24 protein-coding genes are annotated in these 26,190 nt (G+C 53.4%); 18 read left to right on the plus strand and 6 right to left on the minus strand.

Features of this window, described 5'->3' with window-relative positions; genetic code table 11:
* Positions 1-10 precede the first annotated feature (10 nt).
* From HFD94_RS07505 to HFD94_RS07525, 5 genes are read left to right on the plus strand one after another with little or no spacing between them, the layout of a single operon-like run.
* The gene (locus tag HFD94_RS07505) at positions 11-1,051 is read left to right on the plus strand and encodes a substrate-binding domain-containing protein (RefSeq protein WP_050679533.1); all 1,041 of its coding nucleotides are present in this window, start codon (positions 11-13) and stop codon (positions 1,049-1,051) included.
* 16 nt (positions 1,052-1,067) lie between these two features.
* Positions 1,068-2,570 carry a sugar ABC transporter ATP-binding protein gene (locus tag HFD94_RS07510; RefSeq protein ID WP_167432963.1) on the plus strand — a complete coding sequence of 501 codons (1,503 nt, stop codon included), beginning with the start codon at positions 1,068-1,070 and terminating at the stop codon, positions 2,568-2,570.
* A gap of 32 nt (positions 2,571-2,602) precedes the next feature.
* Complete coding sequence (locus HFD94_RS07515; protein WP_010244946.1) at positions 2,603-3,574, plus strand: ABC transporter permease; 972 nt, start codon at positions 2,603-2,605, stop codon at positions 3,572-3,574.
* A complete protein-coding gene (locus tag HFD94_RS07520) occupies positions 3,574-4,431 on the plus strand; it encodes a MurR/RpiR family transcriptional regulator (RefSeq protein WP_010244943.1) in 858 nt (285 codons plus the stop codon). Before HFD94_RS07515 ends, HFD94_RS07520 begins: the two co-directional genes overlap by 1 nt.
* Before the next feature lie 2 nt (positions 4,432-4,433).
* Complete coding sequence (locus HFD94_RS07525) at positions 4,434-5,294, plus strand: PfkB family carbohydrate kinase (RefSeq protein WP_167432964.1); 861 nt, start codon at positions 4,434-4,436, stop codon at positions 5,292-5,294.
* Between the two features lie 41 nt (positions 5,295-5,335).
* Here HFD94_RS07525 and HFD94_RS07530 read toward each other — a convergent pair whose 3' ends face one another.
* Positions 5,336-6,367, minus strand: a complete 1,032-nt coding sequence (locus HFD94_RS07530; protein WP_010244937.1) for an NADP-dependent oxidoreductase — start codon at positions 6,365-6,367, stop codon at positions 5,336-5,338.
* 433 nt (positions 6,368-6,800) lie between these two features.
* Here HFD94_RS07530 and HFD94_RS07535 point away from each other — a divergent pair, with 433 nt between their 5' ends.
* The 3 genes from HFD94_RS07535 (at position 6,801) to HFD94_RS07545 (ending at position 8,123) form a co-directional block, all read left to right on the plus strand.
* Positions 6,801-6,944: a hypothetical protein gene (locus tag HFD94_RS07535; protein ID WP_022625658.1), complete on the plus strand. Its 144-nt coding sequence runs from the start codon at positions 6,801-6,803 to the stop codon at positions 6,942-6,944.
* 141 nt (positions 6,945-7,085) lie between these two features.
* A complete protein-coding gene (locus tag HFD94_RS07540) occupies positions 7,086-7,484 on the plus strand; it encodes a VOC family protein (RefSeq protein ID WP_167432965.1) in 399 nt (132 codons plus the stop codon).
* A gap of 120 nt (positions 7,485-7,604) precedes the next feature.
* Positions 7,605-8,123 carry a glutamate racemase gene (locus HFD94_RS07545; RefSeq protein ID WP_167433003.1) on the plus strand — a complete coding sequence of 173 codons (519 nt, stop codon included), beginning with the start codon at positions 7,605-7,607 and terminating at the stop codon, positions 8,121-8,123.
* Here HFD94_RS07545 and HFD94_RS07550 read toward each other — a convergent pair.
* The gene (locus tag HFD94_RS07550; RefSeq protein ID WP_167433002.1) at positions 8,116-8,865 is read right to left on the minus strand and encodes a DeoR/GlpR family DNA-binding transcription regulator; all 750 of its coding nucleotides are present in this window, start codon (positions 8,863-8,865) and stop codon (positions 8,116-8,118) included. The two genes, HFD94_RS07545 and HFD94_RS07550, sit on opposite strands and share 8 nt — an antisense overlap.
* Positions 8,866-8,947: 82 nt before the next feature.
* Between HFD94_RS07550 and HFD94_RS07555 the strand changes: the two genes are divergently transcribed.
* Complete coding sequence (locus tag HFD94_RS07555) at positions 8,948-9,532, plus strand: NUDIX domain-containing protein (protein ID WP_033767247.1); 585 nt, start codon at positions 8,948-8,950, stop codon at positions 9,530-9,532.
* 43 nt (positions 9,533-9,575) lie between these two features.
* Here the strand turns inward: HFD94_RS07555 and HFD94_RS07560 are convergent, their stop codons facing one another.
* Both HFD94_RS07560 and HFD94_RS07565 read right to left on the minus strand, forming a co-directional pair.
* On the minus strand, positions 9,576-10,676 hold the full coding sequence (locus tag HFD94_RS07560; RefSeq protein ID WP_167432966.1) for an NADH:flavin oxidoreductase/NADH oxidase: 1,101 nt from the start codon (positions 10,674-10,676) through the stop codon (positions 9,576-9,578).
* 264 nt (positions 10,677-10,940) lie between these two features.
* Positions 10,941-11,690 carry a glucose 1-dehydrogenase gene (locus HFD94_RS07565; RefSeq protein WP_033787857.1) on the minus strand — a complete coding sequence of 250 codons (750 nt, stop codon included), beginning with the start codon at positions 11,688-11,690 and terminating at the stop codon, positions 10,941-10,943.
* Positions 11,691-11,842: 152 nt separating this feature from the next.
* Between HFD94_RS07565 and HFD94_RS07570 the strand changes: the two genes are divergently transcribed.
* Positions 11,843-12,766, plus strand: coding sequence for a LysR family transcriptional regulator (locus HFD94_RS07570; protein ID WP_167432967.1), 924 nt, complete (start codon positions 11,843-11,845; stop codon positions 12,764-12,766).
* A gap of 14 nt (positions 12,767-12,780) precedes the next feature.
* Here HFD94_RS07570 and uraH read toward each other — a convergent pair whose 3' ends face one another.
* On the minus strand, positions 12,781-13,203 hold the full coding sequence (gene uraH, locus HFD94_RS07575) for a hydroxyisourate hydrolase (RefSeq protein ID WP_010244915.1): 423 nt from the start codon (positions 13,201-13,203) through the stop codon (positions 12,781-12,783).
* 746 nt (positions 13,204-13,949) lie between these two features.
* Between uraH and HFD94_RS07580 the strand changes: the two genes are divergently transcribed.
* From HFD94_RS07580 to HFD94_RS07615, 8 genes are all read left to right on the plus strand, one after another.
* Entirely contained in the window at positions 13,950-14,969 is a 1,020-nt protein-coding gene (locus HFD94_RS07580) for an alpha/beta hydrolase (RefSeq protein WP_010244912.1), read from the plus strand.
* A gap of 1,740 nt (positions 14,970-16,709) precedes the next feature.
* The gene (locus HFD94_RS22990) at positions 16,710-17,228 is read left to right on the plus strand and encodes a LuxR family transcriptional regulator (RefSeq protein WP_223565442.1); all 519 of its coding nucleotides are present in this window, start codon (positions 16,710-16,712) and stop codon (positions 17,226-17,228) included.
* A gap of 20 nt (positions 17,229-17,248) precedes the next feature.
* Positions 17,249-17,794, plus strand: a complete 546-nt coding sequence (locus HFD94_RS07590; protein WP_010670150.1) for a fimbrial protein — start codon at positions 17,249-17,251, stop codon at positions 17,792-17,794.
* Positions 17,795-17,851: 57 nt separating this feature from the next.
* On the plus strand, positions 17,852-18,598 hold the full coding sequence (locus HFD94_RS07595) for a fimbria/pilus periplasmic chaperone (RefSeq protein ID WP_010670151.1): 747 nt from the start codon (positions 17,852-17,854) through the stop codon (positions 18,596-18,598).
* Complete coding sequence (locus tag HFD94_RS07600; protein ID WP_243234776.1) at positions 18,570-21,131, plus strand: fimbrial outer membrane usher protein; 2,562 nt, start codon at positions 18,570-18,572, stop codon at positions 21,129-21,131. The genes HFD94_RS07595 and HFD94_RS07600 overlap by 29 nt, the downstream gene beginning before the upstream one ends.
* Positions 21,109-22,461 carry a fimbrial usher protein StbD gene (gene stbD, locus HFD94_RS07605; RefSeq protein WP_167433004.1) on the plus strand — a complete coding sequence of 451 codons (1,353 nt, stop codon included), beginning with the start codon at positions 21,109-21,111 and terminating at the stop codon, positions 22,459-22,461. Before HFD94_RS07600 ends, stbD begins: the two co-directional genes overlap by 23 nt.
* A complete protein-coding gene (locus tag HFD94_RS07610; protein WP_010670153.1) occupies positions 22,427-23,143 on the plus strand; it encodes a fimbrial assembly chaperone in 717 nt (238 codons plus the stop codon). Before stbD ends, HFD94_RS07610 begins: the two co-directional genes overlap by 35 nt.
* Before the next feature lie 224 nt (positions 23,144-23,367).
* Positions 23,368-23,703 (plus strand): gamma-glutamylcyclotransferase family protein, encoded by a 336-nt coding sequence (locus tag HFD94_RS07615; RefSeq protein WP_010670154.1) that lies wholly within the window; start codon positions 23,368-23,370, stop codon positions 23,701-23,703.
* Positions 23,704-24,089: 386 nt separating this feature from the next.
* Here HFD94_RS07615 and HFD94_RS07620 read toward each other — a convergent pair whose 3' ends face one another.
* Complete coding sequence (locus HFD94_RS07620; protein ID WP_033757657.1) at positions 24,090-26,135, minus strand: FUSC family protein; 2,046 nt, start codon at positions 26,133-26,135, stop codon at positions 24,090-24,092.
* Positions 26,136-26,190: the final 55 nt, after the last annotated feature.

Below are 26,190 nucleotides of genomic sequence, written 5' to 3' on the forward strand. Positions count from 1 at the left end.
AGAATAAAAAATGAAAAAACGCCTGCTTGCTCTTATCGCCTCCTCACTGCTCTGCAGCACGGTTTATGCGGCAGAACTGGCACCGCTGCAATCCGATACTGAACCGGATCGCACCGACTGGACCCAGCTCGACACCAAATATGGCGCACTGCCAAAAGTCGATAAGTCGCTGAAGATTGGCGGGGTATCGAAAACCCTGACCAATGAGTACTGGCGCTCACTCGGCCAGGGCTATCAGAACGTGGCGAAAAAGTATGGTTTCACTGTCGCTTATCAGGCGGCGGCCAATGAAGACGATCAGCTTGGTCAGCTCTCCATTGCGGAAACCCTGATCTCGCAGGGCTTTAACGGCCTGCTGGTTTCGCCGCAGACCGATATCAACCTGGAGCCTGCACTGGAGAGTGCCAACAGTAAAAATATCCCGGTGGTGAACGTTAATGATGCGGTGATGCCGAATGCGCGCTACTACGTCGGCAACGTCCAGAAGGACAATGGCGTGCGGGTGGCGAAATGGTTTATTCAGCACCATCCGCAGGGCGGCAAAGTGGCGGTGATTGAAGGGCAGCCAGGGGTTTATGCCGCCGGACAGCGCACCCGTGGCTTTAAAGAGACGCTGGACAGCGCCGGTAAGTTCACCATCGTGGCCAGCGTGCCCGCTAACTGGAGTCGCGAGCAGGCCTTTAACGCCGCATCAACCATTCTGCAGCAGCATCCTGATTTAATCGGCTTCTACGCCAACAACGACACCATGGCGCTGGGCGTGGTGGAGGCGGTACGCGCGCAGAACAAAGCGTCACAGGTGGCCATCTTTGGCACTGACGGTATTTCCGATGCCTACGCCTCGATTAAGCGCGGCGAGCTGACCGGCACGGTCGACAGTTTCCCGGTGCTGACCGGTGAAGTGGCGATGGACGTCATTATCCGGCTGATCAATGGACAGAAACTGTCGCGCGTTGTTTCGACACCCCAGGCGCTGATCACCAAAGAGAATGTCGAGGCGTTCTCAACCAAAGACAACAACCGGTTGCGTCAGCTGCTGGCTCAACAATAAGTCAGCGGGAGCGGGTATGGAACAGTTTCGCTTAATGATGCGTGGCATCAGCAAAAGTTACGGTAACGCCGCCGCGCTGCAGGATGTCGATTTCTCAGTGCGGCCCGGCGAGGTGCACGCGCTGATTGGGGAAAATGGCGCGGGTAAGTCGACGCTGCTGAATATCCTCTCCGGCGTTCGCGGCGCGGACAGCGGAGAGATCAGCGTCAATGGAAACCGGGTGCAGATCCGCAGTCCGCTCAGCGCCCGTCAGGCCGGGATCGCGATGATCCACCAGGAGTTACAGCATGTGCCTGAGCTTTCCGTGGCGCAGAACATGTTTCTGGGTCGCCCGCTGACCCGCGCCGGAGGCTGTTGGGTGGATAAAAAGGCCCAGCTGGCGCGGGCTACCCTGATTCTGAAGACGCTGGATCCCACTATCGATCCCGATACGCCGATCAGGAACCTCAAGGTATCGCAGCAGCAGATCGTTGAGATTGCCCGGGCGCTGCTGGATGACGCCAAAATAATCGCCATGGATGAACCGACCTCCAGCCTGACGCCACGCGAATTTGACCGGCTGGCAGAGCTGATTGGCGATCTGAAGTCGACCGGCGTCTCGCTGATCTATGTTTCGCACAAGATGAATGAGATTTTCCGGGTGTGCGACCGCGCCACCATTATGCGTGACGGAAAGCAGGTGGGGGTGGTCAGCATCAGTGATGAGGATGAGGAGAGCATCGTCGCCAAAATGGTCGGACGGAAGATCGACAAGCTTGACCATCAGGCGTTTGTCACCGATCGCGAAGTGCTGCGGGTAGAGGATCTGACGCGTGGCAATGAGGTGGTGGCGGCAAACTTCAGCGTTCGTGCGGGCGAAGTGCTGGGCATTGCCGGACTGGTCGGCGCGGGGCGCACCGAACTGCTGAAGCTGATTGCCGGTATCGACAGGCGCACCCGTGGCACGGTGAGCGTCAACGGTGCCGCGGTGAAGAACCACAACGTGCGTGCGGCGATCAAAGCGGGCATTGGCCTGGTACCTGAAGACCGCAAAAAAGAGGGCATTATCAAAGAGCGGGCGGTGAAGATGAATATGGCGCTGCCGTCGATGCACCGCTTCACGTCGGCGGGGCTGATGAACCAGGCCCGGCTGGACCGCGAGGCGCTGAGGGTCATGGGAGACCTGAAACTGCGCCCGCTCGACATTGAGAAAACCATCGGCACGCTGAGCGGCGGCAATCAGCAAAAAGTGATCATCGGCCGCTGGGTTGCGGCGGATGCCAATGTGTTTCTGTTTGATGAGCCGACGCGCGGTATCGATATTGGTGCCAAGTCTGAAATCTATCACCTGATTGAAAAACTGGCCCAGGCGGGCAAAGCCATTGTGGTGGTGTCGTCAGAAATGACCGAGATCATGCGCATCTCCGATCGGGTTCTGGTGATGCGCGAGGGCCGGATAACCAAAGAGTTAACCGGCAGCGCGATCACCGAAGAGAACATTGCCCGTTATGCCATTAAAGATATCGACCAGACCGCCTGACCGCTTACCTGACACTATTTAAGGTTATAACTATGACAACTCAGACATCTACCGGGCCGGGTACCCGACCTGCGCTGCGGCTTAAATTTAATCTGCGTGATGCCGGTACCTTAATTGGCTTACTGATTATCGTGGTGACATTTTCGTTTCTGTCGCCGGTCTTTTTCACCCTGCCTAATCTGCTGAATATTCTGCAGCAGTCCTCAATCAACGCCCTGATCGCACTGGGCATGACGCTGGTGATTATCTCCGGCGGGATTGACCTCTCGGTCGGCCCCACGGCGGCGCTCTCTGCGGTGCTGGGTGCAACCCTGATGGCATCGGGCGTGCCGGTGCCGCTGGCGATCCTCGCGACGCTGGGTGTGGGCGCGATGTGCGGGCTGTTCAGCGGCACGCTGATCGCCTATGCCGGGCTGCAGCCGTTTATTGTCACGCTGGGCGGCCTGTCGCTGTTCCGGGCGATAGCGCTGATCTACACCGGCGGCAATCCCATCTTTGGTATTCCGCTGGAATTTCGCAGCCTGATCAACAGTACGCTTTTCGGTATCCCGACGCCGATTGTGATTGTGGCAGTGATTGCGCTGCTGCTGTGGACGGTGATGAATAAGACCCCGCTGGGGGAATATATTCTGGCGATTGGCGGCAATGAAGAGGCGGCGCGGGTCGCAGGTGTGCCGGTTAAGCGCACCAAGGTCACGGTCTATATCTTCTCCGGCCTGCTTGCCTCACTGGCCTCGCTGATTCTGATTGGTCGTCTGGGGGCTGCCGAACCGACCATCGGCAACCTGTGGGAACTGGATGCGATTGCGGCGGCGGCCATTGGCGGTGCGTCGTTAATGGGCGGCAAGGGCAGTATCTTCGGGACGCTGATCGGCGTGGTTATCCTCGGTGCGTTACGTAATGGCTTGACCTTACTGAACATTCAGGCCTTTTACCAATTGCTCGCTACCGGCCTTATTATTATCATAGCGATGTTGATTGACCGGGCGACCCGAGGCAAGTAATGAAGCAAGATCCGCGAGCCATTGGCGCTCAGATTCGTATGCGTTTGCCCCAGCTGACGCCGTTAGAACGTCGGGTAGCTGAGGCGATAATTGCCCGAACCGACATTACCGAGCAATCCTCATTAAAGGAGATTGCGCGGGAGAATAATGTCTCTGAAGCGATGATCGTTAAGATTACCAAAAAACTTAACTTCACCGGCTTCAGGCATTTCAGAAGTGGCCTGATCTATTACAACCAGTCTGAAGTGGCAGGGCTGCATGCGGAAATTGAGCCGGATGATTCGTCGGAGCAGTTGCTGGCCAAAGTTTTCAGAACCTCTATCCAGGCGATTGAAGAGACCTTATCGATTCTGGATGTTTCTGAATTCAATCGTGCGGCGGACATTATCTTTAAAGCGCGTCATATCGATCTCTACGCCGTGGGCGGTTCTGCCGCCGTGGCGCGGGACCTGTCACACAAGATGCTGAAGATTGGCATTAAGTCGACTGCCTATGACGACGCCCACATCATGCTGATGTCAGCCGCCGTGTTATCTGATGACGATGTGGTTATCGCCATCAGCCATTCGGGTGCTACGCGTGCGGTGAACGATCCGGTCAGACTGGCGGGGAGGAATGGCGCGAAAGTTATCGCCATTACCAACTATGCCGAATCCCCGATCGCGAAGAGTGCGCATGTGGTCCTCAATTCAACCTCTCAGGGATCGCATCTGCTGGGTGAAAACGCCGCGTCACGCATCGCCCAGCTCAATATTCTGGATGCGCTGTTTGTCGCTATCGCCAAGAAAGATCTGAAGCGGGCGGAGAAGAACCTGATGAAAACCCAGCATGCGGTTCAGGATCTGCGGGAATTCTAGCTATGAGCAAAATTGCAGTCACCGGCAGTCTTCACTACGACATTATGCTGGATGCACACCATCGCCCGGAAAAAGGCGAAACGGTGATGGGCAGCGCCTGTCACTATAAGTTTGGTGGCAAGGGCGGTAATCAGGCCGTCGCAGCGGCACGCGCGGGTGCCGCAGTGCGCTTCGCCGGTTCAGTGGGGCGCGATCAGCAGGGACAATTCCTGCTGGATCATCTGCAGCAGGCCGGGGTCGATTGCACCGCCGTCAGCATCATTGATGCGCTTCCCTCCGGGATGAGCGTGGCGATTACCGATGCCGAAGGAGATTACGGTGCGGTGGTGGTCTCCAATGCTAATCAGCAGATCCCGCTGGAGATCTTTGAGCAGCCCGGCTTCTGGCAGGCGGTGTCGCTGCTGGTGCTGCAAAATGAAGTCCCGGAAGCGGTGAACCTCTGTGCGGCCCAGGCGGCACAGCAGCGGGGGATTACGGTCTGCGTCAACGCCGCGCCCGCCCGGCCGTTGTCAGCCGCGTTTGAAAACTGTATTGATCTGCTGGTGGTGAACGCCATTGAAGCGCGCGATATGTGCGGGATTAGCGTGCAGGATCTGACGTCGGCGCGCTCAGCGGCGGAATCGCTGGCCAGCCGGTTTGCCAGAGTGGTGGTTACCGCTGGTGAACATGGTGTGGCTTACAGCGAGGCGGGAGAGACTCATACACTGGCGGCGCAGAAGGTGACACTGGTGAGCACCCACGGTGCCGGGGATTGTTTTGTCGGCGTGTTGTGTCAGCGCCTGAGTAGCGGGGTAACGCTGGCAGAAGCGGTGAGTGCGGCAAATCGTGCAGCTGCCGAGCACGTTTCCCGGCAGCCGCACTGATTAATGGCGTGCCACGTCAGTGACGCGGCACGCTAACGTCGTCAGGCACCGACGTTCACCACGGTTTTACCGAAGTTTTTGCCATTCAGCATATCGATAAACGCCTGTGGCGCGTTCTCTAATCCTTCAATCATGTGCTCGCGATAGTGGATTTTTTTGTTCTCCACCAGCGGACGCATCGCCTCCAGGAACTCAGGGTAACGGTCACCATAATCCTGGAAGATGATAAAGCCCTGCATACGGATACGGCGTTTCAGAATGCCCGCCATGATCAGAGAGGTTCTGTCCGGGCCTTGCGGCAGCTCACGCTGGCTGTAAGCCGAGACCAGACCACAGACCGGCACGCGCGCAGCGGTGTTCAGCAGCGGGAATACGGCATCAAACACTTTGCCACCGACGTTTTCGAAGTAGATATCGATGCCATCCGGGCAGGCGTTTTTCAGCTGCTCTTCAAAGTCGGCGCTGTGGTGATCGAGGCAGGCATCAAAGCCCAGCGTATCGACCGCGTAACGGCATTTCTCTTCACCGCCCGCCACACCAACGACACGGCAGCCTTTCTGTTTACCCAGCTGGCCGACCGTTGCGCCCACCGGACCGGTTGCGGCGGCAACGACCAGGGTTTCACCCGCTTTCGGCTGACCAATATCCATCAGACCCATATAGGCGGTAAAGCCTGGCATACCGAGAATACCCAGCGCCCATGAGGGATGAGGCAGATCGTTGCCCAGCTTCGCAATCTCTTTGCCATCGGAGACGGCATATTCCTGCCAGCCGCTCTGCGCCAGCACCCAGTCACCGGTCTTAAAGTCACTGTTTTTCGATTCGGCGACCTGACAGACGGTGCCGCCCACCATCGGCTGATCCAGCTCTGCCGGCGCGGCGTAGGATTTACCCTCGTCCATCCGCCCACGCATGTAGGGGTCGAGCGAGAGATAGATGGTTTTAAGCAGTACTTCACCCTCTTTGATTTCCGGGACGGGCTGCGCCACATGGCGGAAATTCTCTTTGGTCGGCTCACCGTGTGGGCGTGAAGCCAGTAACCAGGCATGGTTCTGGGTTGCTTGTTCAGTCATATTGTCATCCTTTTATAGCCGGGCAATGCTCAGGGCATCACCATATGAATACCGGGAAAGTGTAGATGACAGCGGCGGGAATGCGTTTAGCGCTGTGAGCGGTAAGCTGATTTACCGATAACAGGGCATAGGGTGCTAACCACGGGGACACAGCGGATGCAGGACCATTCGCGTCATGGGTTCAGGCTGATGGCTGTTCACATCCGCTTGCAAAAAACGGGCAGGCGATTCATCAGCAGTGCGGCATGCCACGCATCCAGGTCAGAGAGAGGCGACTATCATTACGCTTCACCACAAGACTTACAGGGCCAGGGCATATTTTGCGATTGCCGAAACAGAGAAGCTAAAACGCTTCTAGACCGGGTTTTACAGCATCCGCCCCGTGATGTAATATATGAAGTGAATACCGCCATAGGCGAAGGAGGAAGAGGTTATGTACTCAAAACACGATATTTCAACCCTGAAAAAAATGACAGTTGCAGAGCGTAAAGCGGAAGCAATGCGTCAGCTCAAAGAATCTTTTGATCTTGCGGAGCGCTCAGGCACAGTGCGTTCACGCGAAGCAAAGGCTGGTTGACTGTCAGCTTCCTCCAAAACCCGCTAAGGCGGGTTTTTTTATGCCTTCAATTTATGGGCATGGGAAGTTGCTGCGCATCCGGCGTCACGGGAAGCTCTGAAGATTGTGATAAATATCAGTGAACTCTACAGGGAGAGAACCATGATTATCCAGCATCTGCGTATTGCCCGACCGGTGACAGACCTGACGCAAAGCAGTCAGAACTATTGTGACGGGCTGGGGTTGCAAGAAATCGGTGAGTTTACTGATTATCAGGGGTTCAGTGGCGTGATGCTGGGCGCTGAAGGGCTGGCCTGGCATCTCGAATTCACGCTCTGTCACACGCATCCCGTCCGGCCATCGCCAACAGATGAGGACCTGCTGGTGCTCTACATTCCGCAACGGCCTGACTGGCTGGCCCGATGTGCCTGTATGGATGAGGCAGGATTTATGCGGTTGAATTCATTTAATCCCTATTGGGACCAACGGGGCGTGACATTTATCGACAGGGATGGTTATCGTGTTGTTATCCAGCATGCAGCCTGGCAATCCGCAATCTGACCTGTACCGGAGTTCACCCTGAACATTCTTTGCTTTCACACCGCGGCCAGTAATATCGCGATATTTGATGATGCCGCCCGCGCACTGGCGCGTGACAATCCACCGCTGAATCATCTGGTGATGCCTGCGCTGCTGGCAGAAGCGGAACGCAGCGGCGGGATGACGACTGCGTTACGCCGCCGTATTGCCCAAATGATTGAAACGTTGCTGCCGCAGTTCGATGCGGTGCTGATCACCTGCTCGACGCTGGGGCCGGTTGCCGGTGATTTCAGCGCGCAGGATCGGGTCATGCGCACCGACGAAATGCTAGCGGAGGCACTGCAGCGTCAGGCAGGGCGCAAGGTTGCGCTCTGTGCGGCAGAATCAACGCTGGCGGCGACGCGGGCACTTTTCTGCCAGCCCGGCAGCCAGGTGGAGGTCGTGCTGGTGGAGGGAGCATGGGCGGCGTTTAAAGCGGGGGAGACAACACGCTATTTTGCACTGATTGCAGCAGCAGCAGAGCAGGCTTATCAGCAGGGAGCCGTTGCGGTGGCCCTGGCGCAAAGCTCAATGACGCCAGTAGCACAGCAGTTTCCTGACACACAGCCACCATTGACCGGTCCGCATCTTGCGCTGCAGGCCTGCTACGAACTCAGATGACCGTCACACCCTGCTGGCTCAGCGCCTGATGCAGCGCCTCGTCCGGCTGCGTTTCCACGACCAGCGTGCTGGCCAGCGACAGGTCGCCTATGGCAAATGCCGAGGCGGAGTTCAGCTTTTCCGCTGACGCCAGCACCACGGTTTCCGCTGCGCGTCCTGCCAGCGCACGCTTGACCGTCGCCTCTTCGAAATTACCGGTGGTCAGGCCTGCCGCCGGATGCACGCCGGTGACGCCCATAAAAAAGAGATCGGCATTGATGCGGTTGATCGACTCCAGCATCGCTGCGCCCACCGTCACCACTGAATGTTTATAGAGCTGCCCGCCAATCAGTATGATCTCCACGAGTGGATGATCGGCTAACGCCAGCGCCACGCTGGGACTGTGCGTGACCGCGGTAAAGCTCAGCGTGGCGGGTAACCGTCGCACCAGTTCCGCGCTGGTGGTCCCGCCATCAATCAGTACGATCTGCCCCGGCTGAATCAGTGAAACGGCTTTTTGCGCAATAACCTGTTTAGAAGCAGTCTGCACGCTTTTGCGTGTTTCAAAGGTGGCCAGCGCAGCGGAAACCGGCAGCGCGCCGCCATGTACCCGCTGCAACAATCCTTCAGCCGCCAGTTCACGCAGGTCGCGGCGGATAGAGTCTTCGGAGAGGCCAAAGCGCTGGCTGAGATCGCGCGACTGCACCTGTTTTTCCTGGGCGAGCAGGGCGAGAATCGTCTGTTTTCGCTGGCTGGATAGCATGACTGGCCTTTGCATGTTTTTTCTTGAAGTTGCACGATTGTGCATGATAGCGTGATGGCTGTCTACTATCCTGGAGAGCATCATGCAGCAGAACCATCCCCGCGTGCGCATCATCAATGAGCAGTTGCTGTCAGACAACTGGTATACCCTGAAGAAATATACGTTCTCGCTGCTGCGCCGTGACGGTCGCTGGCAGGAGCAGAGCCGTGAAGCCTATGACCGCGGTAATGGCGCAGTGATCCTGCTCTACAACCGTGACAAACGTACGGTGGTACTGACCCGTCAGTTTCGCTTTCCGATTTTCCTGAACGGACATGATGGCTTTCTGATTGAAGCAGCCGCCGGTCTGCTGGATAACGCCTCGCCGGAAGCGCGTATTGTTGCCGAAGCCGAAGAGGAAACCGGTTTTCGTGTCAGCCATGTCCAGAAGGTGTTTGAAGCCTTTATGAGCCCCGGTTCGGTTACTGAAAAACTCTACTTTTTTATTGCCGAGTATGGCGATCAGCAGCGTAGCGGTGAAGGCGGCGGAATAGCGGAAGAGGGTGAGGATATTGAGGTGCTTGAGCTCGGTTTTGACCAGGCGTTACAGGCGATTGACCAGGGTGAGATTGTGGATGCCAAGACCATCATGCTGCTGCAGCATCTGCGGCTGAAAGGCATTTTATAAGAGAACGGGCAGACCGTTGTTAATGCGGTCTGCCCGTTAAAGCTTACTGATCCTGCGTCAGGATGCCTTTTACATCGTGCGGTTCAGAACGCAGATACTGTGGCGGAACCTGGACTTTACCATCCAGCGCAGCGGCTGCGTGCCACGGCCAGCGCGGATCGTAAAGAATACCGCGCGCCAGCGCCACCAGGTCAGCTTCACCCTGTTGCAGCAGATCTTCTGCCTGCTGCGGCTCAGTAATTAAGCCGACCGCAATCACCGGAATCGACACCTGCTCACGAATATCGCGGGCGAACGGCACCTGATAATTGGGTCCAACGCTGATTTTCTGGTCTTCCGACAAACCGCCACTTGAGACATGAATATAAGCACTGTTCAGCGCTTCCAGCTCACGCGAGAAGGCGATTGACTGATTGATCTCCCAGCCGCCTGCAACCCAGTCAGTGGCAGAAATGCGCACGCCTACCGGCACGGAAGCGGGTACGGCATCGCGAACGGCTTTGAAGACCTCCAGTGGAAAGCGCATACGGTTTTCCAGCGAGCCGCCATATTCATCACTGCGCTGATTCGACAGCGGCGACAGGAATTGATGCAGCAGGTAGCCGTGTGCGGCATGCACTTCGATAAGCTGAATTCCCAGACGCACCGCACGCAGGGCGCTGTCGACAAAGGCCTGTTTTACCCGCGCCAGATCGTCAGTGTTCATGGCAACCGGTTTCACTTCATCCGCGCTGTAGCTCAGTGCGGACGGAGCCACGGTTTGCCAGCCGCCGGCTTCAGGCGCAATCTGCTTACCGCCTTCCCAGGGTACGGCACACGACGCTTTGCGTCCCGCATGACCCAGCTGAATACCAACCGGAATAGAGGAGTAGCGGCGGACATCTTCCAGAACCGTTTTCAGCGCAGCTTCATTATCATCATTCCACAAACCGAGATCGCCGGGGGAGATGCGACCAATATCCTCTACGGCGGTGGCTTCAATAATCATCAGACCTGCGCCGGAAAAGGCCAGCTGGCCAAGATGGATACGGTGCCAGGCGGTCGCATTGCCCGCCTCAGCGGAGTACTGGCACATCGGCGCAATCACAATGCGGTTATCCAGCGTAAGTTCGCCCAGCGAGACAGTGGAAAAAAGTTGGCTCATGTTATCTCCATGGTTTTTATGACTGACGTGACAGGCAATAACTATAGCGGGGGATTTGCCAGGCGGGTGTTTCTTCAACGTGACATTTTATGACGGCGTGCCGGATTCAGGTTGCAGATCAACGCAGCCTGCTGCCTTTAACAGGGGGTATTACGTTAACGGTTCAGCCAGGCGCAGCTTTGCTGCTCACGCCCGGCGAACCGGGATTCTGCGTACCGGATAAGGACAATCACCAGGGTCTGATATTCAGCTACAGGGTCACTCTCAGACCTGTGCCATTCCGCCATCAACGAACAGTTCTGCCGCATTGATAAAGCTGGCGGCATCCGAGGCGAGAAACGCAACGGTGCGGGCAACCTCCTGCGGTTCACCCAGGCGACCAAGCGGTATCTGTGCTGCCAGCGCATCAAACAAGCCCTGACGCTGATCTTCACTGACCAGATCACCCAGCCCAGGCGTACGGACAGGGCCGGGGCTCACGACATTGACCCGGATTCCGCGATCTTTCAGATCCAGCGCCCACGAACGGGCAAAATTGCGCACTGCCGCTTTACTGGCGCTGTAGACGCTAAAAGCCGCAGTACCCTGCGCTCCGGCAGTCGATCCGGTCAGAATTACCGATGCGCCATCAACCAGCAGAGGCAGGGCTTTCTGGACGGTAAACAGCACGCCGCGTACGTTAGTGCCAAAGATACGGTCAAAATGCTCTTCAGTAATCGCCCCCAGCGGCAGCATGTCGCCGCCCCCGGCGTTGGCAAAGAGAATATCGAGGCGTCCCGCCTGCGCTGCAATTCGCGAGTAAACCTCATCGAGATCGTGCAGTTGTGAGGCGTCTGCGCGGATGCCGCTGACGGTTCCGCCGATTTCAGCGACGGCGGCATCCAGCTCCGCCTGACGACGGCCGGTTATAAAAACCTGTGCGCCCTGTGCCGCCAGCTCCCGGGCGGTAGCCAGGCCAATTCCGCTCGTTCCGCCTGTAACCAGTGCAATTTTTCCTGCGAGTGATGCGTTCATAAGTTCTTCTCCGGATAGTCTCTTAGACAGTTTGGGTTATTCCCGGTCAGCGGGGCTGCCGGACTGATTGCTACTGTAAGAGAAGAGGATTGGCGGATAAATCCGCTAAAATGAAAATGACTATCCACACGGGTGGATAATAGGGAGATAGAATGGATCAGCTGCTGGCGATAAAAGCCTTTTCACGGGTGGTGGAAAGCGGCAGTTTTACCCGGGCGGCGGACTCGCTGAATATGCCGAAGGCGACGCTGAGTAAGCTGGTTCAGGAGCTGGAGGCGCATCTTTCCGTCAGGCTACTGCAGCGCACCACCCGACGCGTGACCATCACCGCAGAAGGGCGTGAATACTATGAGAAAGCGCTGCGCATCCTGCACGATCTCGAGGATATTGATGCCTGTTTCAATTCACTGCGCAGTAAGCCGCGTGGGCAGTTACGCATCGATGTCGGCGGATCTACCGCCAGGGACGTTCTGATTCCGCTGCTGCCCGATTTCTTTGCCCGCTATCCTGATATTACGCTGGATCTGGGCGTATCCGATCGCCCGGTCAATCTTATTAGCGACAACGTTGATTGTGTGATCCGCGGCGGTCCGCTGGTCGATTCCTCACTGATTGCCCGCCTGATAGGGCACGCTACGCTCATTACCTGCGCGACACCCGCCTACCTTAAAGCGTTCGGTGTGCCCGCCTATCCTGATGAACTGCGCAACGGACACCGGCTGGTGAGTTATCTCTCGCCGCAAACCGGCAAGCCATTTCCGCTTCGGTTCGAACGTCATGGAGAGAAAATTGAGATCACCAGTGCGCATCGCATTGGCGTCAATGAAAGCAACGCGCATCTGGCCGCGGGACTGGCAGGGCTTGGGATCATTCAGACATTTAATTATTCGCTGTCGTCGATTCTGCGGCAGGGAGAAATGGTTGAGATCCTGCACGACTGGCGTCCGGCGGGTTATCCGTTTCATCTGGTTTATCCGCAAAACCGGCACGTAACGCAACGGCTACGGGTATTTATCGACTGGCTGGTGGAGTGCTTTCCGGCGCGGGTAGCGGGAGAGGGGAAATCCGGCACCTGAGTGCCGGATCGGGATCAGTTGCCGCGATAGGTAGAGTAACCAAACGGGCTCAGCAGCAACGGGATATGGTAGTGCTCACCGCTGGCTTCCATGTTGAACTCAACCGGGATCTCCGGGAAGAAGGTTTTCTGGTTGTTCTTTTTATAGAAGTCACCGGTTTTAAACACCACGCGGTAGCTACCCGCACTGGCTGTTTTGTCCTGCGGGAACAGGGCGCTGATGCGACCATTGTTATCGGTGACGCCTGATGCCAGTTTCACCCAGTTATCCTGCTGCTTCTGATCCAGTTCAACTTCGATGCCTGCCGTTGGCTGGCCAGTTTGCAGGTTAAGAACGTGCACGCTCAGTGGGTTTTTAGCGGTAGCAGGCTGAGCAGCGATAGCGGATGCGCCAGAGGTCATCAGTAATGTTGCGATCAAGGCATATGAAGTTTTCATCAATGTTTCCTTTATTGATTGTCTGAAGTCGGGTGACAGTGCAGAGAGAGTAATGCGCCTGAGGGCAAAGAGATATTTAGCCGCAGGAAATGTGAAATTTCTGAGAAAGAAGAAAAATGTCTTTAGTTACATCATACAAAATCTCTAGTTAATCACAGTCCAGCACCTGTGCAGTCATAGCTAATCAGGGAACAGAGGCACCAGATGAAATCCTCTCTGAATTCAGCAATAAAACAAAGACTGGCCCCTGGCGGGCAACGTAGCGATAGCAATCCTCTGATCTATCCACAGAATCGTCTCGTCAGTTATCAACTGCCGTATATGTGTCGACTCGCGGGCGGGCTGTTTTCTGGCGCGAATGGCGTGAGAAAGTGAATCCGGCACACCTGATCAGCGAGCCGGATACGTACAAAGGTCTGACCGAGACAGGGTGTATAACCGAACGGACTCAGCAGCGGCAGCGGCAGCGGGATAGGGTAGCGAGCACCGTTGGCGTCCATGCTGAACTTAACCAGAAAAAAACTCTATGCTTTTAACTTTTTTCAGGTGCTCAGGCGCAGTGCTTAATTGCTGAAATCGATACAGATAGCAGCAAAGTAGTCTGTTAACGACGAAAATAGTCAGAGAGGGTAAAAGCTTGAGATAAATAGCGTGCTATTTAGTAGTTTACAATCCAGGTTCGCCGTGTCATTGTCCTGCCAACCAGATAGCACACTACTTAATAGCAAGTTAATTGGAACCCTGTGATGAAAATGAAACTGATCGCCAGTGCATTATTGTTAGCCAGCCAGATGAGTACCGCGTTTGCTGCACCCACTGAAAACAGTCCGCAACCGACCGCAGGCGTGGCCGCTTTCCTGAAGGCGCTCAACAGCGGGAGTGGTAAACCGATTGAGCAACTCTCCGTCAAAGATGCCCGAGCGGTGTTGACGGGGGCGCAGAAGGGCGCAGAACTGCCGCCGGCACAGATTTCACAGAAGATCATCACCGTACAGGGCAAGCCTCTGACGCTGACCATCGTTAAGCCCGAGCACGCCAGCAGCACCTTGCCGGTGTTTATGTTCTTCCACGGCGGTGGCTGGGTGCTGGGTGATTTTCCGACCCATGAGCGACTGGTACGTGACATGGTGAATGCATCCGGCGCTGCTGCGGTATTTGTCAATTATCAACCATCGCCAGAAGCCCATTTCCCGGTGGCAATTACTCAGGCTTATGAAGCCACTAAATGGGTCGCCGAACATGGCGCTGAAATTGGCGTTGACGGAAAACGTCTGGCGCTGGTTGGTAATAGCGTTGGCGGTAACATGGTGGCGGCGGTTGCCTTGCAGGCGAAGCAGTTTAAAACGCCGGCCATCCGTTATGATGTGATGCTGTGGCCGGTTACCGATGCGCGTTTCGACACCGCGTCGTATGATCAATTTGCTGACGGACATTTCCTGACGAAGAACATGATGAAGTGGTTCTGGGATAACTATACCGTTTCGGAAAAAGATCGTAATAACATCCTGGCATCACCGTTGCGTGCCACCACTGAACAGCTGAAAGGGCTGCCGCCAACGCTGATTCAGACTGCAGAGCTGGATGTGTTACGTGATGAAGGTGAAGCGTTCGGTCGTAAGCTGGATGCTGCAGGCGTGCCGGTTACCGTAACGCGCTACAATGGCATGATTCATGATTACGGTTTGCTGAACGCGTTAAGTCAGGAACCCACGGTCAGAACAGCTATTAATCAGGCGGGTGAAGAGTTGCGTTCGCATCTCAAATAACTGACCGGTCACATGAAACCAACCCCGGACCGAATCTTCGTCCGGGGTTCTTACCATACAGTAAGTTTGAAGGAATCAGTTCGAAGACGCAGGGCAGTGCGATTGCCGGAACACCAGGAAAGAACGGAGCAGTATCGAAGCGATAAGTGCGCTGTTAATATCCTATTTAACATAATATACATTATGCGCATATTGATTATGATCGGGAGCGTGATGCTCTATTGTATGGTCTGCTCACCATTTTGGGCTGATCCTGACTGTTTTACTCTTTACAGCAAAATCTGTCAGAAACGATCACAATGTCTGCCTGACCTTGTTACTGTCGCTTATTCTGTTCCGAAACTGAAATAATGTGATGCTACGTTATTCAGCATGGCTTTCCCTGCGGGACATCTTCTTCAGCGACTCTACACGCTATCCTCTCATCAACAAACCTGATATCGGAGATTTGCAGCCGGACGATGCAATGACGACTTCGCCCTTTGCGGCTGGCTGGATGCACTGCTGCGCATTCTGACCGTTTCTCTGCTCAGGTGCTTTGCACAACTTAAGCAGTGACGTCGCTACGTGAAAATTAGCGCATTCATCAGGGCTGTCGGCCACAAAAATGCTGTAGAGGCGTCTATGCATCACCGCTTTATGTTCATCCTCGTTGTCTGCCGTGCGTACCACTAAATTGTCGTAAACGCGTCCACGTGTAACTACGCTTTCTTCACTCTGTTCCTTGCCAGATTAATCCTGTAATGATCAAGAAAGCCTGAGTCAGCTTTCTGCTGGCTGTCTGGTCAGCCGGACTCATACCGGCTATTCGCATTGCGATTGCAAGGCAGTCACCGCAGCGCAGTGATGCTTTTGCCCTGAGCATTGAAAATAAGAGTCAGTGACATCCGGTCGTTTTCAGCACTATCAGCGACACGCAAAATGAGGTGTAACGTCCCTGCTCTGTCCTGTCATCCAATAACTATCTCGTATAATCTGACAAAAAAGCAGAACGTAAATTTCGCACAGCAAGAATGATTCTTCGTATACAAAATCTGAATGATAACGCCCGGGAAAGAAATAAATATAGATCTCTTTTCTTTTAATGACACTGACCAAAATAGTGATGTTTCCATGCACTAAATAACTGATTTAGATCAATATTTATAGCAAGTGCGTCAATTAACATCTTTGTTACCAGGAGTATTCTTAATAAAATGGGATGTGAGCTATAAATATCGTCGCTAATTTTTTTATAAAAGCCATTTAAAATGCAGATCGTTTCAATGAAGTAAGGGAGAAAGCAATAATAGAGTCAGTAAAAAATCATTTATCAATGCCATCATAGTGGCCGTTATATACAAAATTGATCACTGAACAAAATTCGCTCATATTTAGCATTGAGTGCGGAATTTTTATTGATCAAAGTGGCGTTATTTGCGAAATATTCCTAACGGACGTAAAAAAATCCTGGTCTCTCAGCACTGCTGAGGGCGTCGTCGCCCTTTTTGTCCCGAATTTTCAACAAATATTACTCCCGCCCGTGGAGGTGACCCCTTAAGAAAAATCCGAATGAAGAAAATAGCGGATAATTTTCATCGCCTTGAAACGCGGAGATTTTTATCGATAAAATAATCACAACTCTCGCAACAACGCCAAAATATTATGATAAAGATAACCAGAGAGGAAATTCGCTGCGCCAGTTGTAAATATGGCTGTGATCTCACCCATCGCGCATCAGACATTTATAACAGATGTCCGTTGCAAAAAATTACCACCTGGCCTGGAGGGAATCATTTTTTCTCTTCATCCATACTCAGCATGGTCGCTGGAAAATATGAAAGCCTCTTTTGCAGAGGATGTGTATTCGTTGACTTCTCCAGGGAAAATGTCAGGTATTTTACCAATAGCAACTGGATTGAGTATTTGAAACATACGGGATTAATGCTGATTATCGTCAGTGATCGCCATATGGAGCCGCTTGCGGCGTACTGGCAAAAAGAGGACCTGCGTATACAAACTGTGATTTATGCCGATTTGTCCCTGGATGAGATAAACAGACAAATCCAGGGCTGTTATTTCGGTTTAAAAGGCGAGGTCAGGAAAAAAGTGAATGCACTTAAACAGGATGAAGTTCGGTTCCTTGATCTGGCGATGAACGGACTGTCACTACCGATTATTGCCAGAGAAATGGGAGTTGAAGTCAAGCGTGTTTATAACATCAAAGATGCCATTCGCCGGAAAATGGGCATCAGCCTCAATCAGTTATTTTCCGCATAATTATGATAAAGGAGTATTAAATGAACACCAAATTCAGAACGCTTAATCTTGCTGTGTTAATCAGTGCCGGGCTGGTGTCAGCCAGCGTGTTTGCAGCTTCAGATAACACCATCAACTTTCAGGGAGAAGTGACCACTGAAACCTGTTCTGTTTCCGTAAATGGCAACAATGCGTCCCCTGTCGTGCTGCTGCCAACGGTCAGTACTTCGGACCTTGCTGCCTCTGGTGCAACTGCGGGTGATACCACCTTCACCGTGGGCGTTAGCGGCTGCGCCGGGGACAGTACCTCGGCCACCAAAATCTCGACGGTGTTTGTGGGGAATAACGTTAGCGCTGCCGGTAATTTATCTAACACCGGAACCGCAAAAAATGTTGAGGTACAAATCCTCGATCCGAAAGATGCGGTGGTTAATCTGACCAGTGGTTATACCGGCAGCGGTGATCTGACACTGCAGACCGGTGAAACTTCTGGCTCTGCCACCTACTCTGCCCGTTATTACGCATCCGGCACGCCAACGGCGGGTACCGTTACCGCATCACTGCAATATGCCGTGACTTACCAGTAATATTTTTCGTGCGTATCTGGATAGCCAGATACGCACGCCACGCTTGAGATATCCGACATGTATTCGCGCATTATGCTGTTCCCATTAAAAATGGTAATACTGATTTTTTTGATGACGTTTATTTCGGATAACGTCCAGGCAAGCGTCACTATTCTTGGCAGCCGAATTATTTATCCGGGTAATGCTCTCTCCGTCGATGTTCAGTTAAAGAACAACGATAATATTCCTTATGTCATTCAGGCCTGGCTTGATAATGGCAATATGGATTCGCAACCTGGCGATAAGAGTGACGTGCCTTTTATTATCACGCCACCGCTGTTTCGGATCCAGCCTCTGACCGGCCAGGTTTTAAGAATCCGATTCATACCTAATGTCTCATTACCACAGGATCGCGAGACGATTTACTGGTTCAACTCCCTGCAGATCCCCCCCGGTAATATTCAGGCGGAATCAGGCCGTAACAGTATTGTTTTAATGTTACGTAACCGCATGAAACTCTTTTATCGTCCTAAAGCGATTGGTCAGCCGGTTAATGTTTTCGACGGTGTAAAAGTAACGATGCAAAAAGAGGGGGTTGAAATCAACAACACTCAACCCTGGTATCTCTCACTTACAGAGGTTGCAATAAAAACAGCAGGCAAAAAAACAGCCTGCGAAGCCGAAATGATTGCACCCTTTGCCAAAAAAATAGTCAGGTGTAAACCGGCAACGCACTCTTTATCAGCTAATAGCGTGATTTCTCTTTCAGCAATGAATGACCAGGGAGCTAAAGTCAGTGAAGACTATCCGATTGCAGGCAGGTAATATCCGCATCTTTTTTTTGCCTCTCTGTGCATCATTTACTTTTTCAACGTATGGACACGCTGATGAGTACTATTTCGATCCTTCGCTGTTTAAAGGTTCCGCCTTTGGCCAGAATATTGATCAGTTTAATCATCAGACTATCGCCCCCGGAAACTATTATGTCGATATCTATGTTAACAATAAGCTGGTTAAAAGCGGCGTCACCCTGACCTTTCTGTCAGCAGAGAAAGGTCAGCCGATAGAACCTTGTCTCCCGCTGACGGTGGCTGAATCATTAAGCCTTAAGTCACTGAATAAATCCTCAGCCAGCGAGGGCTGTCAGCCCTTGCGTCACTGGTCATCAGCGGCCCGCTGGCAATTTGATCAGGCTTCACTGCGGCTGCAGTTCACCATTCCGGATGCGGAGTTAATTCATCTTCCCAGGGGAAATATTCCCGTCGCCGAATGGGATAAAGGGATCTCCGCCCTTTTCATCCGGCATAACACCAATTATAGCTGGACGGAAAATACCGCTTCCGGTTACAGATACCAGTATCTCTGGAGTGGCATCACGGCGGGCACTAATATTGATAACTGGCAGCTGCGCCATCAGGGCAATCTGCGGTTTATCGACAATAACGTTACCGGCAGTGACGTTCGCTACACAACGGTCAGAACCTGGCTTCAGCGCCCCATTGAACCGCTGAACAGTCTGCTGACACTGGGCGACAGCTATACAGAAAGTTCGCAGTTTGGCAGCCTTTCTTATAATGGCATTAAGCTCACTACCGATGAAAGGATGCGTCCGCAAAGCCGGCGTGGTTATGCGCCCGAAATTCGCGGTGTGGCCTCCTCCAGTGCCCGGGTTATCGTCAGACAACTGAATCGCGTTATTTATGAGACCAGCGTGGCGCCTGGTCCCTTCGTGATCAACGATTTGTACAATACCCGTAGCCAGGGCGATCTCGATGTTGAGATTATTGAAGCCAATGGCAAAACGTCCTCGTTTACCGTTCCTTATGCCTCTGTGCCTGATTCGGTCAGGCCGGGAAACTGGCATTACTCGGTTGCACTGGGTCGGGTACGGCAATTCTACTCAGTTAATAACACCTTCTTTGAAGGGCTGTTGCAGCGCGGTATCAGTAACCGACTGACCGCTACGGCAGGATCGCGGCTGGCTCAGGACTATCAGGCCTGGCTGCTTGGCGGTGTCTGGACTTCGGCAGCGGGCGCAGTGGGATTAAACACCACCTTTTCTGATGCAAAGGTCGCACAGAACAGAAATGCCTCGGGATGGCGCGCCGAGCTGAGCTACAGCAAAACCTTTGCTACCGGCACCAACCTGGTCCTGGCCGCCTATCGTTACTCAACCAGCGGTTATCGCGACCTGCAGGATGTGCTGGGCGTTCGGCGCCAGCAGGACAATGGCATCAGTTACTATTCAGATACGCTGCATCAGCGTAATAATTTTTCTGTGACCCTGAGTCAGTCAATGGCCGATTATGGCTTAATCAGCCTGAGCGGCAGCACGGCGGATTACTATAATAACCGGTCACGTATTACTCAGCTTCAGTTAGGTTACAGCAACAGCTGGAATAACATCAGTTACAGTCTCAACGTTGCCCGTCAGCGTACTACCTGGAATTATGATCGTTTCGGGCTGAACCTGGACGATGGTGATAACGCATACCGCGAGAAATATACCGAAAATACCGTTTCACTGAATGTCTCGGTTCCGCTGAACTGGGGCAATCACACTACCTCTGTGGCCTATAACTACAACCAGTCTAAAGAAACGCGCAATTCGACGCTCTCACTGACCGGTTCATCTGGCGAGAACAATCAGCGATCCTGGTCCCTGTATGGCGGAACCGAAAATACGCAAAGTAACAGCGACCACCGTGTCTCGTTCGGCGGAAATATTCAGCAGAATACGCGCGCAGGCGCGGTCAGAGCGAATTATGGTCAGGGGGATAATTATCGCCAGGCTGGATTAGGGCTTTCTGGTACGTTGCTGATTCATCGCGGCGGCGTCACCGCCGGACCTTATACCAGCGACACTTTTGCGCTTATCCATGCGGATGGTGCCCAGGGCGCCAGCGTACGCAATGGTCAGGGTGCCGTCATTGATCATTTTGGTTACGCTATCCTGCCGTCGCTGACGCCATATCAGGCCAACACCGTCAGCCTTGATACACGCTATATGAATGCTGATGCCGAATTAAGCGGTGGAAGCCAGCGCGTTGTGCCCTATGCCGGTTCCGTTACCCGAATTAATTTTGCCACGCTGCAGGGTAAGGCCGTCTTAATCGCGCTCAAAAATGAAGATCATGAAATCCCGCCAATGGGCACCGAGGTCCGTGATGCTGATAATACCGTGATAGGTATTGTGGGCCAGGGTGGTCAATTATATGCACGTGTACCGCATGACTCTGGAACCTTAAAGGTAAACTGGGAATATAAGGGCAATAAAACATGTTTTGTTAATTATCAAATAACCGGTCGCGTGAATGAGAATATTGTTCGCCTGGATGCTGTCTGCCATAAGGGTTAATCGTGTGAGAATCGAAAAATATTTCCTGTATATCTTATTATTGCTGTTCAATGTGCCCGCCTGGGCTAATTGCAGTGTTGTTACCGCCACATCCTCGTTGTCTCAAAGCGCGATTGCAGCTGGTTATACCGCCGCCTACTGGACCGGCGCCTGCGACACCTGCTCAGGGAATGTGGGCCTGCCATCTGTGATCAGCATCAATAGCGGAAAGACCTTCCAGCCCTCTGGCACACTGCTGGCCAGCTCGGTAGGCAGCTTTCTGTCATCGGCCAGCAATGTTTCCTACTCAGCTAACCAGATTCTTTACCGCTGCGCCGTGGCAGATGCAGACAGTTTGTATGAGATGTATGCCACCAATGGTGACAGCCCCTATGCCGGTCAATATATTACCTCTGAAGTGGACGGCGCCTATTATGATGTCGCTGCAAATGTTGCCGTCAGGCTAACTAACCTGACAACCGGCGAATATTACAGTCGCTACTGGAAAGCCCGACAGCTGACAGCCAGTGACTGGTATTCTGATGGCACCTATATTTATATTCCGGCCAGTGCTTTCAGCAATGTGCTGTATGAAATGTTTAAAATAGACTCTACGCGCTATTACGCCAGCAACAGCAATCGCTATGTGGACAACTGGACACAACCTCGCGGATATATTGCTTTTAAAGGACCCGGGCTGGATACCAATAATCTGAAAGTGGGCCAGGATAGTCTTTCTTACTGGTATGGTTTTTACCGTAACTGGCCCGCTGCCTGGAGCACCTTCTCAAATGTCACCTATGTGCGTGGCGCGCTATGCGAAGTCCAGGATTATCCTTCGGTGGTGCTGCTGCCGACCGTAAGCGTGAATACCCTTGCCGCGGGCGGGAAAAGTCAGGCTCCTTTTACTATCATTATCCAGTGCGAGTCCGGTGCCATCTCCGGCACCAGTACATCGACGATCACGTCAGCAAATGTCGCTATGGGCTTTCTCGTTAACCAGTCGAATGCGGTGACGCAGGCAAGAAATCTGGGGCTGAGTACAGCTGGCGGCGGGCTAACCTGGCTGCTGGATACCCACTATGGTAGCAGCGCTGCCGCCTCCGGCGTCGGTATAAAAATTTATGACAGTCATAATATGGCGCTCAATTTACTGCCTGACAGAACAGTGACGGGCACGGGCAACAGGCGTGGCTGGTATGCCTATAAAGATTTAACGTCGCAAATCTCCTCAGGAGGCGCTGATATTTACAGTGGTGATTTCACCGCCTCTCTTGAAGCGCTCAGCGGGCAAACTATTACAGCAGGAACAGTCAATGCGCAGTTACAGGTTGTGGTCAGTTTTCAGTAACGTCGTTGTGTTATCTGGCGTCCTGCTCTCATTCAGCGTCTGGGCGGTGGTCAATGTGGATAAAACCCGGATCGTTTTCAATCAATCGGATCTGAGCCAGTCTGTTAACGTCGTCAACAGCGGCGGAAACGAAACGTATTTGCAAATCTGGACAGATGACGGTGACCTGACTCTCTCACCCGACGCCAGCATCACGCCCGTCATAGTCATACCGCCGGTGGTAAAAATGTATCCGGGAGAAATGCGATCGTTGCGTCTGGTACTCACTTCACGTCAGGCGCTGCCCGCGGACAAAGAGAGCCTCTACTGGTTAAATATTTATCAGATCCCTGCGCTGAAAAAAGAGCTTAACGCGGCTGAACGTAAAGTGGTGTTACCGCTGCGAATCCGGCTAAAAATCTTTATACGGCCTGAGGGACTAAACGCCCCGCTGACCACCGATCCGGAAAAGCTCCGTTTCGCGGTAAAGGGAAATAAAATCGCCATAACCAACCCTACTCCCTGGTTCATGAGCATGAATGTCTATTCTGAAGGTCAGCAATCAATAAAAAATCTCACTCTTGCCCCACAATCTGATGCTTACATTGACAGTCACACTCTGCCGAAACCCGGTGAGTCAGTGAGTTATGCGGTGATCAATGACCAGGGGATTCCGGTTAACTACACGACAACCTTGAAGTAACCGGACGGGAGTGCCATCTGCCGACAGGCAGAGTGCACATAAATCCGACCTTTTGCGGCAGTCCAGGGCGTCGCTACATGAATTCTGCGCATCTGATGGGGCTGGCAGTACGCAGAATTTACCTGCGCATGGCGTTTTGAGAGGCTGAAGAGGCAGTTCCGCAAGACAATCCATTTTAGCCGCGCTAGAGTTGCTGGCTTCCACTGTTTCAACGACGAGAAAAAATGAAACGCTTATTTGTCTATGGCACGCTCTGTCCGGGCCGCGAGAATGCCCATATCCTGGAAAATATTGGCGGAGAATGGCTGGCCGGTTCGGTGAACGGTACCTTCTATCAGCGCGGCTGGGGCGCAGCGGCTGATTTTCCGGGCATCGTTCTGGATGAGCACGGCACCGACGTGCCGGGTTATCTGTTTCTCTCCGACCAGCTGGACGCCCACTGGCCGATGCTGGATGCGTTTGAAGATGGCTACGATCGCGTCGAGGTTCGCGTTTCTGCCGAAGATAATCGGCAATACAGTGCGTGGATTTATCAGCTCCAGCCGCAGGAAAGCCGCTGAGCTATTACCGCTGAACGTTTCCTGCATCAACCCTGCTTTCCTGCATTGGGATGCGCGCGCCCTGCTCTTGTTGCAGGCTTCTGACGCAGCAGGACGCGCTTATGACCAGTATTAACCAGGCGTTCCTGGCTAGAGAATTGAATGCAACAGTCTGATTTAAAACCGGTATAATGCCTGCGCTTCACGCTCAGGCCATTGCTGGCCATTTTTACAAACCAACCTTTCCACTCTGCTGACCTTATTTTCCTGCAAGACAAATAAATGGGCACGCTGCCTGATTCTCAATTTAATTAAGATCTAATGTATGATGTAACTAAAATGAGATCGTCCGCTCTGGTCCCGCTTTACGCTATCTTAAATCCACCAGCCAGCCTTGTTATACCGGGTTAATCTGGCCAGCGCTGATGTGGAAACAGTGATACCCGAATATTAAACAGATGGATTAAGGGCGCAACAGCCACACTCTCCTCTCGGGCGATCGGCTCCAGTCTTAGCAGCAACAGATCCAACTCTTCCAGCAGATCCTGATGTGGCGCTAACTGCAGCGACTTCATCTTGCGCTTCAGGTATAGCGCCAGCTCGTGAAACATCTGACCACTATCAATCTGATGGCTCTCCAGCACCTCACGATAACGTGCGTAGAAGTCATAACAGTTGGCGCCCAGCCAGGTTTCAGTAATCAGATACCCCCCCACCACGATATCCGGCACCGGATCGAGCCTTTTACGCGGCAAAATGATATTCACCCGGTCGAGCATCCGCGCAATAAATTGCTGCCGTGACAATAGCGTGGCGGAATTGCGCTCCACCATTTTAATAAACCCTAACAGATCGCGCAGCCCTCGTTGCACCGCTCTTCTGGCTATCCATGACGGCCGTTTGTTGCGGATCAACGCCGTCAGCACCACCGCAAACATAATCCCCACCATCGAGGAGATGGCCGCATTCAGCGTGACGATCAGATTCGGGACATAGTGATGGCTTAAGCCGATAAAACCGGGGATCTGAATGGCGACACTCAGCCCTACCAGATTGGTCGCCGGATTGGCAATAACCAGGCTCAGCAGCATCAGACCGGGCAGCAGTATGATCATCAGCGCCTGTAAGGTATTGGCCTGCGGGATCAGAAAAGCGATGTAGAACAGGCTGACCACCAGCGCAATCATCACCCCTTTCACGAACAGCTTCATCGGCGTTACCGGGGAATCGACACCAGCAAAAAATGAACTGATGATCGCCGCCATTAGAGGTGCATTCGCCCCATCGGCCCAGCCGCTGCCGATCCAGAACAGGCTGGAGAGGAAGGTCGCCAGAAATGCCGTCAGCGCGGACAGCCGTAACAGTCCCTTATCGATATGCCGGTGTTCCCGGATATTGCGGATCGCCGCCCCATCCCCGTGGCTGTAGAGATCCCCTGCGCGCGCACTGACATTCTCATAAGCATCGGCAATGCGCACAAAGTTAGCCAGCCGCTCAAGCAGACCAATCAGCAGCAGGCTCTCTTCGGTTGCCAGCAGCCCGGCCCGCCATTCGTGCTCCAGGGTTGCCTGACTGGCAGCAATCGCTTCACGCAGTCCGGCAATATCGTTAATCCGATCGTGATGCAGCCACAACAGGAACTGCTGAAACACGTCGGTGACGCACGGCGGAAAACGAATATTCAGTTCGGCCAGCACACCCAGCCGTGATTCAATCGCCGTCAGTGTCGGCAGCAGATAAGTCAGATGCTGATACTGTACGCTGACCAGACGGATGACATTACGCGCCGCTTCGCCCTCATAGACGCAGTGGGTCAGCAGCGTTTCAACATTCAACGGATATCCCGCCATCTGAATCAGGATATCTTCGCGCTCCAGCGATTTGTTCTTTGCCATTCCGCTGATCAGTTCATCACAGAGTTTGCGCGCGTTCTGAAACCAGAGATTAACGCTCTGCCCCAGCAGATGATGCATCGAAACCGGAAACATCAGCCGGTGAACCAGCGTGCTGCAAAGGATGCCCAGCGTAATCTCCTCAATACGTGAAACTACGGTGTTGATGATTGCCAACGGTGACTCAACGTCTGGAAATCCCATAATCGCTGCGCTGTAGCCGGCCAGCATAAAGATATAGCTCTTCGGCGTGCGGTCATGCAGAGAGAGCCAGAGGCAAACCGTTACCCATAGCGATACGCACAGGCTGAACAACACTGGCGACTGCACCGTTTCGGGGTAGATCAGCAGAATAAAGATGCCGCCCAGCAGCGTGCCCAGCAGGCGAAACAGCGATTTCGAGACGGTCGATGCTGCATAGAGTTGCGAGGTGACAAACACCGTGGTCAGCGCCCAGGCGGGTTTTTCGAAGTTAAGAACGAGCGCCACAGAGAGTGCGATAAACGCGGCAAAGGAGGTTTTGCAGGCAAACAAAACCGCGTTTTTGGTAAACCATTTCATCGAATGAGAGCAACCAGGAACTTTCTGAGGCGCGTATCCTGACAGATGCGCCTGC

Source organism: Pantoea sp. EKM20T (genome assembly GCF_011800485.1).
GTDB lineage: Bacteria > Pseudomonadota > Gammaproteobacteria > Enterobacterales > Enterobacteriaceae > Pantoea > Pantoea agglomerans.

Bases quoted from the DNA above. Each gene is read 5' to 3' on its own strand.
- HFD94_RS07505 (WP_050679533.1), top strand. From the start codon at position 11: ATGAAAAAACGCCTGCTTGCTCTTATCGCCTCCTCACTGCTCTGCAGC.
- HFD94_RS07510 (WP_167432963.1), top strand. From the start codon at position 1,068: ATGGAACAGTTTCGCTTAATGATGCGTGGCATCAGCAAAAGTTACGGT.
- HFD94_RS07515 (WP_010244946.1), top strand. From the start codon at position 2,603: ATGACAACTCAGACATCTACCGGGCCGGGTACCCGACCTGCGCTGCGG.
- HFD94_RS07520 (WP_010244943.1), top strand. From the start codon at position 3,574: ATGAAGCAAGATCCGCGAGCCATTGGCGCTCAGATTCGTATGCGTTTG.
- HFD94_RS07525 (WP_167432964.1), top strand. From the start codon at position 4,434: ATGAGCAAAATTGCAGTCACCGGCAGTCTTCACTACGACATTATGCTG.
- HFD94_RS07530 (WP_010244937.1), bottom strand. From the start codon at position 6,367: ATGACTGAACAAGCAACCCAGAACCATGCCTGGTTACTGGCTTCACGC.
- HFD94_RS07535 (WP_022625658.1), top strand. From the start codon at position 6,801: ATGTACTCAAAACACGATATTTCAACCCTGAAAAAAATGACAGTTGCA.
- HFD94_RS07540 (WP_167432965.1), top strand. From the start codon at position 7,086: ATGATTATCCAGCATCTGCGTATTGCCCGACCGGTGACAGACCTGACG.
- HFD94_RS07545 (WP_167433003.1), top strand. From the start codon at position 7,605: ATGCCTGCGCTGCTGGCAGAAGCGGAACGCAGCGGCGGGATGACGACT.
- HFD94_RS07550 (WP_167433002.1), bottom strand. From the start codon at position 8,865: ATGCTATCCAGCCAGCGAAAACAGACGATTCTCGCCCTGCTCGCCCAG.
- HFD94_RS07555 (WP_033767247.1), top strand. From the start codon at position 8,948: ATGCAGCAGAACCATCCCCGCGTGCGCATCATCAATGAGCAGTTGCTG.
- HFD94_RS07560 (WP_167432966.1), bottom strand. From the start codon at position 10,676: ATGAGCCAACTTTTTTCCACTGTCTCGCTGGGCGAACTTACGCTGGAT.
- HFD94_RS07565 (WP_033787857.1), bottom strand. From the start codon at position 11,690: ATGAACGCATCACTCGCAGGAAAAATTGCACTGGTTACAGGCGGAACG.
- HFD94_RS07570 (WP_167432967.1), top strand. From the start codon at position 11,843: ATGGATCAGCTGCTGGCGATAAAAGCCTTTTCACGGGTGGTGGAAAGC.
- uraH (WP_010244915.1), bottom strand. From the start codon at position 13,203: ATGAAAACTTCATATGCCTTGATCGCAACATTACTGATGACCTCTGGC.
- HFD94_RS07580 (WP_010244912.1), top strand. From the start codon at position 13,950: ATGAAAATGAAACTGATCGCCAGTGCATTATTGTTAGCCAGCCAGATG.
- HFD94_RS07590 (WP_010670150.1), top strand. From the start codon at position 17,249: ATGAACACCAAATTCAGAACGCTTAATCTTGCTGTGTTAATCAGTGCC.
- HFD94_RS07595 (WP_010670151.1), top strand. From the start codon at position 17,852: ATGTATTCGCGCATTATGCTGTTCCCATTAAAAATGGTAATACTGATT.
- stbD (WP_167433004.1), top strand. From the start codon at position 21,109: ATGCTGTCTGCCATAAGGGTTAATCGTGTGAGAATCGAAAAATATTTC.
- HFD94_RS07610 (WP_010670153.1), top strand. From the start codon at position 22,427: ATGCGCAGTTACAGGTTGTGGTCAGTTTTCAGTAACGTCGTTGTGTTA.
- HFD94_RS07615 (WP_010670154.1), top strand. From the start codon at position 23,368: ATGAAACGCTTATTTGTCTATGGCACGCTCTGTCCGGGCCGCGAGAAT.
- HFD94_RS07620 (WP_033757657.1), bottom strand. From the start codon at position 26,135: ATGAAATGGTTTACCAAAAACGCGGTTTTGTTTGCCTGCAAAACCTCC.